General features: G+C 63.6%; 11 protein-coding genes. 5 read left to right on the top strand and 6 right to left on the bottom strand.

Annotation, left to right across the window (positions count from 1 at the left end; translation table 11 throughout):
* Positions 1-744 carry an SDR family NAD(P)-dependent oxidoreductase gene (locus AOT96_RS05910; RefSeq protein WP_065351434.1) on the bottom strand — a complete coding sequence of 248 codons (744 nt, stop codon included), beginning with the start codon at positions 742-744 and terminating at the stop codon, positions 1-3.
* A 26-nt stretch (positions 745-770) separates the two neighbouring features.
* Positions 771-1,709 (bottom strand): 3-oxoacyl-ACP reductase, encoded by a 939-nt coding sequence (locus AOT96_RS05905; protein WP_065351433.1) that lies wholly within the window; start codon positions 1,707-1,709, stop codon positions 771-773.
* A 369-nt stretch (positions 1,710-2,078) separates the two neighbouring features.
* Here AOT96_RS05905 and AOT96_RS05900 point away from each other — a divergent pair, with 369 nt between their 5' ends.
* Positions 2,079-3,674 (top strand): acyl-CoA synthetase, encoded by a 1,596-nt coding sequence (locus AOT96_RS05900; protein WP_065351432.1) that lies wholly within the window; start codon positions 2,079-2,081, stop codon positions 3,672-3,674.
* Positions 3,675-3,730: 56 nt separating this feature from the next.
* On the opposite strand, the gene AOT96_RS05895 is transcribed toward AOT96_RS05900, so the two are convergent.
* From AOT96_RS05895 to AOT96_RS05885, 3 genes are all read right to left on the bottom strand, one after another.
* Positions 3,731-4,978, bottom strand: a complete 1,248-nt coding sequence (locus tag AOT96_RS05895; protein ID WP_065351431.1) for an Nramp family divalent metal transporter — start codon at positions 4,976-4,978, stop codon at positions 3,731-3,733.
* A gap of 129 nt (positions 4,979-5,107) precedes the next feature.
* Positions 5,108-5,599: a nuclear transport factor 2 family protein gene (locus AOT96_RS05890; protein ID WP_003939809.1), complete on the bottom strand. Its 492-nt coding sequence runs from the start codon at positions 5,597-5,599 to the stop codon at positions 5,108-5,110.
* A gap of 32 nt (positions 5,600-5,631) precedes the next feature.
* On the bottom strand, positions 5,632-6,507 hold the full coding sequence (locus AOT96_RS05885) for a TIGR03619 family F420-dependent LLM class oxidoreductase (RefSeq protein ID WP_065351430.1): 876 nt from the start codon (positions 6,505-6,507) through the stop codon (positions 5,632-5,634).
* Between the two features lie 138 nt (positions 6,508-6,645).
* On the opposite strand from AOT96_RS05885, the gene AOT96_RS05880 reads away from it, so the two are divergent.
* From AOT96_RS05880 to bphC, 4 genes are all read left to right on the top strand, one after another.
* Positions 6,646-7,554, top strand: a complete 909-nt coding sequence (locus AOT96_RS05880) for an IclR family transcriptional regulator (RefSeq protein WP_007729442.1) — start codon at positions 6,646-6,648, stop codon at positions 7,552-7,554.
* A gap of 76 nt (positions 7,555-7,630) precedes the next feature.
* Entirely contained in the window at positions 7,631-8,500 is an 870-nt protein-coding gene (locus tag AOT96_RS05875; protein ID WP_003940235.1) for an alpha/beta fold hydrolase, read from the top strand.
* A 171-nt stretch (positions 8,501-8,671) separates the two neighbouring features.
* A complete protein-coding gene (locus tag AOT96_RS05870) occupies positions 8,672-9,850 on the top strand; it encodes an acyl-CoA dehydrogenase family protein (protein ID WP_003940250.1) in 1,179 nt (392 codons plus the stop codon).
* Between the two features lie 35 nt (positions 9,851-9,885).
* Positions 9,886-10,806 carry a biphenyl-2,3-diol 1,2-dioxygenase gene (bphC, locus tag AOT96_RS05865; RefSeq protein WP_003940493.1) on the top strand — a complete coding sequence of 307 codons (921 nt, stop codon included), beginning with the start codon at positions 9,886-9,888 and terminating at the stop codon, positions 10,804-10,806.
* A gap of 64 nt (positions 10,807-10,870) precedes the next feature.
* Here bphC and AOT96_RS05860 read toward each other — a convergent pair whose 3' ends face one another.
* A complete protein-coding gene (locus AOT96_RS05860; protein WP_003939848.1) occupies positions 10,871-12,184 on the bottom strand; it encodes a bifunctional o-acetylhomoserine/o-acetylserine sulfhydrylase in 1,314 nt (437 codons plus the stop codon).
* Positions 12,185-12,206: the final 22 nt, after the last annotated feature.

The raw sequence follows: 12,206 nt of genomic DNA, 5'->3' as shown, positions 1-12,206 counted from the left end.
TCAGCGCAATTTGATGCTGCCGCCGTCGGCCATCAACGTCTGTCCGGTCATGTACTTGGAATCCTCGCTCGCCAGGAATACCACGACGGGAGCGATGTCGGTTTCGGGATCACCGATGCGTCCGAGAGGTACCTTGGCAACCGATGCGGCTGCGCGCTCGGGGAAGGCTTCCTGCCACTTGACGACGCCTTCGGTGGCGGCGAACGGGCAGACCACGTTGACCCGAATGCCTTCCGGCGCCCACTCGTTGGCGACGACGCGCGTCAGGCCTCGCACAGCTTCCTTGGCCGCAGCGTAGGACGTCTGGGTGGGCATTCCGTCCAAACCTGAACCCGATGCGAAGTTGACGACCGAACCCTTGGTCTTCGCGAGTTCGTCGTGGCACGCCTGCATGAGGTGGACAACGGGGTAGAAACCGGTGTTGAAGGACAGGTCGAACATGTCCTGCGTGGTTTCGAGCAACGGAGCCTGACGGGACGCGTGAGCGTTGTTCACCAGGATGTCGAGCTTGCCGAAAGCCTCGAGCGCGGCGTCACGGATCTGCTCGGCCGAACCGGCGGCAGCAAGGTCGACGTTCAGGAACTTGCCGGAGCCGGCCAGTTCTTGTTCGAGGGCGTGGCCCTGCTCGTCGTTGATGTCGACGAACAGGACCTTCGCGCCTTCACGGGCGAAGACTCGGGTGACAGCGCGACCGATTCCACCGGCGCCGCCGGTGACGATCGCTACCTTGCCGTTCAACCTCATGAAACGCTCCTCTTCGTAAGTGCTGCTCAAACTGTTGCGGTCTCGTCGACTGCAAGTGCAATCTTTTCGAGGCCGGCGATGCTGTAGGCGGCGTAGGTCTCGTACGGCCCACGGCCGGAGAAGTAAGACGAGAGCTGGCCACCGAGCTCTTCGACGGTGAACGCGGATCCGGCTGCGTCGAAACGGTTCTCGACCTTGGGTGCTTCCATCAACGCCACCATCTTGCCGTAGACGACGAAGACCTGTCCGTTGATCTCGTCGGAATCGGGGGATGCGAGGTAGCTGACCAGGGTCGCGACGCGCTCGGGTGCAAGCGGATCGAGGCCGACGACGCCGGTGTTGTTCTCGCCGAAGGCTTCTGCCGTCATGGCGGTGCGGGCACGGGGGCAGATCGCGTTGGTGCGGACGCCGTAGCGGGAGAGACCTGCTGCGCTCGAGAGCGTCAGAGCGGTGATGCCGGCCTTGGCTGCCGAGTAGTTGGGCTGTCCGGCGCTGCCGAAGAGGAAGGCCTCGGAAGAGGTGTTGATGATGCGGCCGTAGACCGGTGCGTCGGCTGCCTTGCTGGCTGCGCGCCAGTGGACTGCGGCTGCGTGCGAGGTGGCGGCGTGGCCCTTGAGGTGCACACGGATGACGTCGTCCCAATCGGATTCGGTCAGGTTGAAGATCATCTTGTCGCGCAGGATGCCTGCATTGTTGACGAGGATGTCGAAGGATCCGAAGTTCTTGACAGCCTCTTCGATGATGCGCCCGCCGAGCGACCAGTCGGAGACGTCGCCGGTGACGGCGAGTGCCTGTCCACCTGCGGCCTTGATCTCGTCGACCACGTCGTTGGCCGCTGCACCCATGTCGTTGACGATGACGGCTGCACCGGCAGCCGCGAGTCCGAGTGCTTCGGCGCGACCCAGGCCGGCGCCGGCGCCGGTGACGGCGGCAACTTTGCCTTCCAAGCTCAGTGATTGCGTCATGTCGTGCTCCTTCGATCCGGGCGGTCGGGTACGTCTTGCAGAATTAGTATTCATTCTAATTTGAAGTCGAGAGTTCGGTAGTCGTTCCGAAAAAATCATTCGAGCGAAATCAGAATTAGTTCTAGTTTTGAACAGAAGTTTGGCCGACTGAGGAGGAGTCTCACTCAGCGGGAGCGGTGATCTGGGTCACGAGCGCTGCATGCCACCTTGGGGCGACGCGGCGATCCCACCGCGTACGCGTTTGCGTCACCACCGATCCGCTCAGTTCTCGGCCGCATTCGTCGGCTCCAGGGTCGGATAGTTCCCACCGAAAACGCAGTACGGTCGGCCCCGAATTCACCGGGCCGGACATCAAGGAAGGCACCAGCAGTGTCACTGAATTTGGCAGATCTGTACGAGGGCATCTCGGATCTGATTCCGGACCGCACGGCGCTCGTGTGCGATGGTCGTCGTCGCACCTACGTCGAGCTGGACGAGGGCTCGAATCGCATCGCCCGCCACCTGGCGAGCGTCGGTGTCGGGCCCGGCGATCACGTTGCTCTGCACATGCGCAACAGCATCGAGTTCGTCGAGAGTTTGCTCGGCTGCCTCAAGATTCGTGCGGTCCCGATCAACGTCAACTATCGCTACGTCGACGCCGAACTGACCTATCTGTACAACGATTCGCAGTCGGTAGCACTGATCGTGGACGAGGAGTTCGTTTCCGTCGTGGAGACGGTTCTCCCGGCCGCGCCCGGCATCAAACACGTCGTTGTCGTCGGCAAGTCCGTGGTCCGCGATATCGAAGGTGTCGACGTCGTTGGATACGCCGACGCTGCCGCGGAGCAGCCCGCTACTCGTGACTTCGCGCCCCGCAGCAACGACGACCTCTTCGTCATCTACACCGGCGGCACGACGGGGATGCCCAAGGGTGTCATGTGGCGTCATGAAGACTTCTACTTCGCGGCGCTCACCGGCGGAAATCCGTTCGGTCCGCCGCACACGACCGCTGAGGCTCTGTTCGCCGCGGTGCCGAACGTCCCCGCGATGAACATGCTCAGTACCGCACCCCTGATGCACGGTGCGGCGTCGTACTCGCTGTTCACCGGATTCTTCATGGGCGCCAACGCAATTCTCATGGCGCGGTTCGACGCGAAGACGACGCTGCAGCTCGCCGGAAGTGAGAAGGCCGTCTCCATCACCGTCGTCGGAGACGCGATGGCACGTCCGCTCGCAGACGAATTGGCAGCAAACGCAGCAGATTACGACCTCAGCACGGTCGGAATGGTCTCGTCCGGCGGAGCCTTGTTCTCGCTCTCACTGCGGGAGCAGCTCAAGTCGATGCTTCCGAACCTGGTGATCCGCGACGGATTCGGCTCCTCGGAGTCGGGCGTCGACGGCAATCTGGAGATCGGCGAAGACGGCCTGATGCGCATCGCCGCTCGCGACGAGACCCGCGTCGTGGACGAAAGGATGCGGCCGCTGGAGCCGGGATCGCCCGAGACCGGCTACATCGCTCGCAGCGGTCACGTGCCGGTCGGCTACTTCAATGATCCGGTCAAGACCGCGGCTACGTTCCCGGTGATCGACGGGGTGCGGATGTCGGTGCTCGGCGACGTCGGACGCGTGGAAGCCGACGGCTCGATCGTCTTGCTGGGACGTGGTTCTCAGTGCATCAACACCGGCGGGGAGAAGGTGTATCCGGAAGAGGTCGAGCAGGCGCTCAAGAGTCACCCGGCGGTGCTCGACGCTTTGGTCGCGGGAATTCCGGATGCGAAGTTCGGTGAGCGCGTCGCTGCGGTCATCACGACCCGCGAAGGCTTCGACGTCCCGGACGCTGCCGAGATCGGTGAGCATTGCGCGTCGCAGGTCGCTCGGTACAAAGTGCCGCGCACCGTCATGAATGTTCCGTCGATCAGGCGTTCTCCCAGCGGAAAGGCCGACTATCGCTGGGCCAAGGCCACTCTCGCCGAGCAAGTCTCCTAGTCCGGCCGGAGCCGTCCAGCGCGTTTGTGAGGGACGCGTTGGGTGGCTCCGGTGCTCTAGCCTGTCACCGTCAGAACCAGCAGAGCGACGTTGAGTGCAACGATCAAGCCCGCCGCAATCCACGCCGCGACGGTCGTGAGCGGGGCATTGCGAGCGTCGCCCATGAGTTCGGGGTCCGAGGTCATTCGCACCAGTGGGATGATCGCGAAGGGGATGCACAGGCTCAAGACCACTTGGCTGAGCACGAGCGCCAGCGTCGGGTCGACGCCGAGTCCGAGCACGATCAGCGCCGGGATGAGCGTGACGATCCGGCGTGTGATCACCGGAATCCGAATGGCCAGAAGACCATGCATGATCTCGGCGCCGGCCGCGCATCCCACGGAGGTCGACGCGAGTCCGGAGGCGAGGAGGCCGATCGCGAACACCACGGCTACGCCCGGGCCGAGCGAATTCTCGATCGCGGCATGCGCGCCGTCGATGGTGTCGGTGCCGGGTACTCCGCGCAGCGCCGAAGCGGCCAGAAGCAGCATGCCGATGTTCACGCCACCGGCGATGATCAACGCGACGACGACATCCCAACGGGTGACTTTGAGTAGTCGCTGCAACCGTGGGCCGGGTTTGATGTGGCCGTGGCGATCACGTGCCAATGCGGAGTGAAGGTAGATCGCGTGCGGCATGACCGTTGCTCCGAGCATGCTGGCGGCGAGCAGTACGGTCTCGGTTCCTTCGAAGCGGGGGACCAGTCCGGCGACGGCCTCGCTGCCGGAGACGTCGGTGAAGGCGAGCCCGGTCAGGAAGCCGATGGTGATGATGGCCAGCAATCCCATGACCACGAACTCGAAAGTGCGCTGTCCGCGCCGACTTTGGATCGTCAGGATGACCATCGACACGCATCCGGTGATCAGTCCGCCGAGGAAGAGCGGGATGTTGAAGAGCAGGTTGAGTGCGATGGCGCCGCCGATGACTTCGGCGACGTCGGTCGCGATCGCCATCGTCTCGGCCTGGAGCCAGAAGGCGCGGCGGTTGTTCTTACGCAGGCGCTGACCCAGCATTTCGGGCAGGGATCTGCCGGAGACGAGACCGAGTTTCGCGGACAGATACTGCACGAGGACGGCCATCGCGTTGGCGAGTACGAGTACCCAGATGAGGAGGTAGCCGTACTTGGCGCCGGCGGTGAGGTTGGCGGCGACGTTGCCCGGATCGACGTACGCGATTGCCGCGACGAACGCCGGACCGAGCAGGGCGATGGATCTCCCCGTGGGTCGTCGGCGCGGAGTCGTCGGCTCTTGCGTACTGGTGCTCATCGGTCTCCTGGTCACACGTACTCGGACCTGTTGGTTCGAATAAGTGAACTATAGAGTTCGGGGAGCCGAACTTTCAACAGCTGTGCGCGGTCAGCGACCGCAGAGGGTCCCTAACCGCGCACAGGCCGGTTAGGCCGTCACGCCGGCAGCCAGGAGAGCGCGAGCCTCGGGTCGGCCGTCGAGGAGGGCGTTGGTACGCAGTTCGACCTTCCACTCGCCGTCCGTCTTGATCAGTTCCCAGCGGTTTGCGGTGATGCGGAGGACCTTGAATCCCGTCGGGTTCTCGGGGTCTTTGATGACCAACTGCGAATGGCAGGTCGCGACGGCCTTGTTGCCGTCGATGCGGATGTGGGCGGGTGTCATCATGTGAGCCGCGCCGTTCATGATCCAGTTCTGGTGTGAGGCGCTGTGAACCATCGCGCGCAGTTCGCCGCGGCCGTGCATCGCACCGGTATCGACGTCGTAGACGCCGTCCTCGAGCCACAGGTTCGCGACCTCGTCGGCTGATCCGCTGTCGACGGCAGGGCTGTATGTGGTCAGCAGTTCGGTGATCGCGAGCTTGTCCTCGAGCAATTCCACTCGGGCGAGCAGGGATTCGATCAGGGCGGTCGAGTCGGTCATCGGTACGTCCTTTGCATTGAATTGTCGGGGAATCAGGAAGTGGTGAAAGAAAAGCCCTCGGCGAGGGCGATTCGGTGAAGTTCTTCGAGTTGTTCGCAGTAGTGCTCGACGCTTCGAGCGCCGACCGAGCAGCTGGCGATGGTCGCCCCGGCGTCACGGACGCGAGTCAAGGCGCGAAGGGTGGATTCGCGATTGCCGAGAGGATCGAGCGGCGCACCGGCGGGAAGCACCACGTCGAATCCGTCGGGGAGCGTCGTGGCGTCGAGCATTTCCTTCAGTTCGGAGAATCGCAGCCCGAACGGCACCCACCCGTCGCCGTGTGTGGTGGCCCGGCGCAGCGATCTCTTGGTCCGGCCGCCGATCCACAGCGGCACCCGTTTCTGGACGGCGTGGGGTTCGACGACAAATCCGGAGTAGTCGTAGAACTCGCCGTGATACTCCGGAGTCGGCGTCGACAGTGATGCCCGAAGTGCGGCCAAGGCATCGTCAGCGCGCGCTCCTCGGTCGGCAAATGGAGCATTTATGAGATCGAATTCTTGTTTCAGAGTCCCCACCCCGAGGCCGAGTATCAGGCGTCCATTGCTGACGCGATCAAGCGTTCCGTAACGCTTGGCGATCTCGAGGGGGTGGTGGTAGCCCAACACCAGCACCTGGGTCGCCAGCAGGATTCTTGATGTACGCGCGGCGAGAAAACCAAGGGTGGCGAGCGGATCCCAGTAGGTTCCGCCGCGCTCGGCGGCAATCCCCTCGGGGACCGCCACGTGTTCACTGCAGGTCAGATGATGGAAACCGAGTCGATCCGCCGTGGCGGCCACTGTGGCGATCTCGCCGATGTCAGCACTTGCCTCCCACTCCGAGCGCGTGCTCGGGTGCTGAATCAGGACCGGTGTGACGATTCCCAGGTGCATCGGGCGTTTATAGCGTCCCCACTCGCCCGGTGGCAGGTGAATTACCGCTGATCGGGATCGAAAAGATCGATTCACTTTCCAGAAACTGTGACCTGGGTTATAGTCGGTAGAATCAATTCCAGTTTTCGGGAGGCGTCCATGACCATTGTTGACATGAACGACACACTGTCCACCGTCCAGACTGCCGGTGGGCAACCCAAGAAGGATCTGCCGCCGTCGATGGTCGAGCGGATGACACTGATTCTCGACGCCTTCGACGGCCGCGCCGCGCGGCTGACGCTGGAAGAGGTCGCGTGCCGTACTCAGTTGCCGCGCTCCACGGTCCACCGCATTCTCGATCAGCTGGTCAAGCTGGACTGGGTCGATCACGCATCGTTCGGCTACTGCCTCGGGCGTCGCGCGCTCGGCCTCGGTGGTGGCGACGGCGGCCACAGCCAGATCCGCGAAGCCGCTGCACCGCTTCTGCACGAACTGCACCTGCAGACCGGCATGGTCGTTCACCTGTCGGTGCTCGACGGACGCGAGAGCGTCTATCTCGACAAGGTCGGCGGACGATTCGCCGCGGCGCTCCCGTCCCGCGTCGGCGGCAGAGTGCTCGCTCATTCGACGGCTGGTGGCAAGGCGATGCTGGCGTGGATCGACCCTGAGCGCGTCGACGCTCTGTTCGGGGCTTCTCTTCCCCGCTGTACCGAGAACACGATCACCGACGTCGCTGTGCTCCACCAGGAACTGAACCGCATCCGTCAGCGTCGGGGACTGGCCTTCGAACGCGGGGAGTCGGCGCGTGGAGTCGCTTGTGTGGCTTCGGCAATTCGCGGACACGAGGGTCCCGTCGGCAGCATCGCGTTGTGTGGTGACATGCGGACCGCTCAGCTCGAGCGAGTTGCTCCGCTGGTCGTCGACGCGGCTCGCGAGGTCTCGCGGACGCTGTACCCCGAACTGGGTGCTCCTCGCCGCGGCCGCAAAACGCCTCCCGTTCCGACCAATACGTTCTCGGCGGAGACGATGGATCGCCTGCTGGCAGCGTCGTCCGACCACTGGATCTGACGTATTTTGATCGACTTGTCTCGCTGATCGGGACGAGTCATAGCAGCTCAGCGGTACTGATGGCACCGTTCGGACCATGACGACTGAACTGAGCTACGAGGGAACTCTGAAGGAACTGCAGACCGATCTCGGTGTGCTCCGGTACCACGAAGCCGGCGACGGCCCGCCGCTCCTGCTGCTGCACGGATCGGGCCCCGGCGTCACCGGTTGGCGTAACTACCGCGGCGTTCTCGCGGACTTCGCGAAGCACTTCCACTGCTACGTTCTCGAGTTTCCCGGATTCGGCGTCAGCGATCCCGGCCCCGACCATCCGATGATGATGGCGCAGGCGTCGGTCGGGATGTTCCTCGACGGCCTTGGCCTCGGCCCGGTCCACATGATCGGTAACTCCATGGGCGGCATCGTCGCCACCAAGGTCGCGATCGACGAGCCGCACCGGGTGAGCAAGCTCGTCACCATCGGCGGCATGGGAAAGAACACCTTCTCGCCGGGCCCCGGTGAAGGCATCAAACTCCTCATGGAGTTCACCGACAACCCCACCCGCGAAGCTCTGGTCCGCTGGTTGCATTCGATGGTCTTCGACCGTGCCGTCGTCACCGAGCAGCTCATCGAAGAGCGTTGGGCCCTGGCCACCGAGCCGACGACGCTCGAGATCGCCCGTCGTATGTACAGCAGCAAGGCCATGGCCGCCATGGGCGCGGCTGCCGCTGCGTCGACCGCCGTGCCGTACTGGGCACAGCTGAACAAGATCAAGGCGCCGACGCTGTTGACCTGGGGACGCGATGACCGCGTCAGCCCCGTGGACATGGCGATTCTGCCGATGCGCGACATCCCCAACGGCGAAGTTCACATCTTCCCCAACTGCGGACACTGGACGATGATCGAAGCTCGCGACGCCTGGGTCGCGTCCGTTCTGGCATTTCTGACGCGTCCAGAAGGCAAGTAAGGCCCGTGCGCCTTTTTGGTAGCCCCCACTACCAAAAAGGCGCACAGGGGTGCTCCCACTCACCGGGAAGCGTTTCTGCACTTCGGTGGGCTACCTGCCACCGTTTCACCAACAGATTTTCATTCTGCCCAGGCACTCGCCGGGTAGCGAAACCAGAAAGCCGGAAAAATCATGGGTCAGGTTCTGGACAACATCTCACAGTTCGCCGACGAGATCCGCGCCGACGGGGTCGAGGGCGACAAGCTGATGCGCTTGACGGACGGCAGCGCGAAGCGCTTGCGCGACTCCGGCGTCATCCGGATGTTCCAGCCGAAGGAGTTCGGAGGCCTCGAGGCGCATCCGCGTGAATTCGCCGAGACGGCAATGGCTATCGGCGCGATGGACGGTGCCACGGGCTGGGTCAGCGGCATCGTCGGTGTGCATCCGTGGGAGCTTGCGTTCTTCGACCGCAAGGCTCAGGAAGAGGTGTGGGGAACCGATCCCGATACGTGGATGGCGTCACCGTATGCGCCGATGGGCGTGGCGAGGCCGGTCGAGGGTGGGTACATCCTCAACGGTCGTTGGTCGTTCTCGTCCGGCACCGATCACTGTGACTGGATCATGATCGGCGCGATGGTCGGTGACGAGTCCGGCAAGCCGTTGATGCCGCCGAAGCACCTGCACGTACTGCTGCCGCGCTCCGATTACGACATCGACCAGGACAGCTGGAATGTCGTGGGCCTGCGCGGAACCGGGTCGAAGGACCTGATCGTCAAGGACGCGTTCCTGCCCACCTACCGCACGATCGACGCCGGAAAGGTGTACGACGGGACGGCGTGGAAGGAAGCGGGTCGTACGGAGACGTTGTACAAGTTCCCGTTCTCGTGCATTTTCCCGTTGGGGATCACCTCGTCGTTGATCGGTATCGCCGAGGGTGCGTTGGCGTGCAACATGGCGGCGCAGCGTGAGCGTGTGACGGTCAGTGGTGTTCCGATCAAGGAAGATCCGTACGTGCTGTTCGCGATCGGTGAGGCTGCGGCCGAGATCGCTGCTTCTCGGGCTGCGATCTTGGAGACGGTGGATCGTTTCTGGGACATGACGGAGAAGGGGCAGGAAGTTTCGTTCGAGCTTCGTGCGATCGGTCGGCGTACGCAGACTGCTGCTGCGTGGCGGGCGGTGCGTGCGGTGGACGAGATCTTTGCTCGTTCCGGTGGTGGGGCTTTGCAGTTGAACACGCCGATGCAGCGGTTCTGGCGTGACGCTCATGCCGGTCTCGCGCACGCGATCCATGTACCTGGCTCCATCTTCCATGCGTCGACGCTCTCGCAGCTCGGCGGCGAACCGCAGGGTATCCACCGCTCGATGATCTAGTCCCACAAATACTTTCGAAGCAAGGACGGTTAGGCATGACTGAAATTCGGGGCCTGGGGTATCTCAGGATCCAAACGCAGGACGTGGCTCGCTGGCGCGAGCTCGTGGTCGACGGACTCGGCCTCGCGGTCGGTAGTGGCCCGGAAGCCGACGGCCTCTACTTGCGCCTGGACGAGCGTCGTGCGCGACTGATCGTCCTGCCCGGTGAGACGGACAAGGCTCTCGCAGTGGGCTGGGAAGTGCGAGATCAGTTCGCGCTCCAGCGTGTTCGTGAAGCAGTGGAGAAGGCCGGAGTCGAGGTCGAGGTTCTTTCCGAGGTCGACGCCAGCTACCGCGATGCCGAGCAGGTCATCGCATTCGACGATCCCAACGGTAACCGAGTCGAGGTCTTCTTCGGACCGGTACTCGACCACAGCCCGTTGGTCACCCCGCACGGCGGCCGTTTCGTCACCGGCGATCAGGGCCTCGGCCATGTGGTGCTTCCGGTTACGCGTTTCGACGAGGCATACACCTTCTACACCGAGGTGCTCGGATTCCTCCCGCGCGGTTCCATCCGTCTCGGCGGTATCGATGCGCCGCCGCCGGCTCGCCGCGTTCGCTTCATGGGTGTCAACCAGCGCCACCACAGCCTGGCGTTGTGCCCGGCGCCGCCGGTTGACGAGCCCGGTCTCGTGCACCTGATGATGGAAGCCGAGACTCTCGACGCCGTCGGTCAGGCTCTCGATCGTGTTGCCAAGCTCGGCTTCTCGATCTCCTCGACGTTGGGTCGCCACACGAACGACAAGATGGTGTCGTTCTACGTGCGCGCACCGGGTGGATGGGATCTGGAGTTCGGTTGCGAAGGCATGCTTGTCGACGAAGCCTTCTACACCGCTGAGGAAATCACGGCCGACAGCTACTGGGGCCATGACTGGTCCGAGAGTGAACCGCTGGCCGCGTTCACTCCCAAGAGCTAGCTCTTACGCAACGAAAAAGCTCGGTCCCAATGCATATCGGGGCCGAGCTTTTTCGTGCGATAGATCAGGAAGCTGCTGCGGCCAAACCGGTTTCGAGGTCGGCGAGAATGTCGTCGATCCCTTCGATGCCGACCGCGAGGCGGACGAGCCCCGGCGTGACGCCCGAAGCGAGCTGCTCCTCGGGGGTGAGCTGCGAGTGCGTCGTCGACGCGGGGTGGATGACGAGTGAGCGAACGTCACCGATGTTGGCGACGTGGCTGTGCAACGTCAGAGCGTTGACGAACTTCTTGCCTGCGTCGACTCCACCGGCGAGCTCGAACGCGACGATGGCGCCGGTTCCCTTGGGCGCCAGCTGCTTTCCGCGCTCGTGCCAGGGCGAGGATTCCAGTCCGGCGTACGCGACCGACGTGACCTCGGCGCGGCCCTCGAGGAATTCCGCGACCTTCTGGGCGTTGGACACGTGGCGCTCGATGCGCAGGCTCAGTGTCTCGATACCCTGCGAGATGAGGAAGGCGTTGAACGGTGCGATGGCCGAGCCGAGGTCGCGCAGAAGCTGAACGCGTGCCTTGAGGGCGTAGGCGGGTGCACCGAGATCGGCAAAGGTGACGCCGTGGTAGCTGGGGTCGGGGGTCGTGAAGTTGGTGTGGCGTCCCTGGGTCCAGTCGAAGGTGCCACCGTCGACGATGACGCCGGCGATCGCGGTGCCGTGTCCGCCAAGGTATTTGGTGGCGGAGTGGACGACGATGTCGGCGCCGTGCTTCAGCGGCTGAATGAGATACGGAGTTGCGACCGTGTTGTCCACGATCAGTGGGATGCCGTGCTCATGGGCGACTGCGCTGATGCCGGGGATGTCGAACACGTCGTTCTTGGGGTTGGAGATGGTTTCGCCGTAGAACGCCTTGGTGTTCGGACGGATTGCCTCACGCCAGTGATCGAGGTTGTCCGGGTCCTCGACGAAGTCGACGGTGATACCGAGCTTGGGCAGCGTGTAGTGGAAGAGGTTGTACGTGCCGCCGTACAGGCGAGGGCTTGAGACGATGTGGTCCCCGGCCTCGGCGAGGTTGAGGATCGCGAAGGATTCGGCAGCCTGACCGGACGCAACCAGCAGAGCCGCGACTCCGCCTTCGAGGGCGGCGATGCGCTGCTCGACGGCGTCCTGCGTCGGGTTCATGATGCGGGTGTAGATGTTGCCCGGCTCGGCGAGGCCGAAGAGCGCCGCCGCATGGTCGGTGTTGTCGAAGACGTAGCTGGTGGTCTGGTAGATCGGAAGCGCCCGAGCGTTGGTAGCGCTGTCCGGGCCCTGTCCGGCGTGGACCTGCTTGGTTTCGAACGACCAATCGGCGGTCGGATCGGTATCGACGGGGGTGTTCTCGCTCATGAATTCATACTCCGTGGTGAAG

This window comes from Rhodococcus sp. 008, assembly GCF_001682295.1.
Lineage (GTDB): Bacteria > Actinomycetota > Actinomycetes > Mycobacteriales > Mycobacteriaceae > Rhodococcus_F > Rhodococcus_F qingshengii.
The sequence above is the reverse complement of the archived record's forward strand: the minus strand, read 5'-3'. Positions and strand labels throughout refer to the sequence as shown.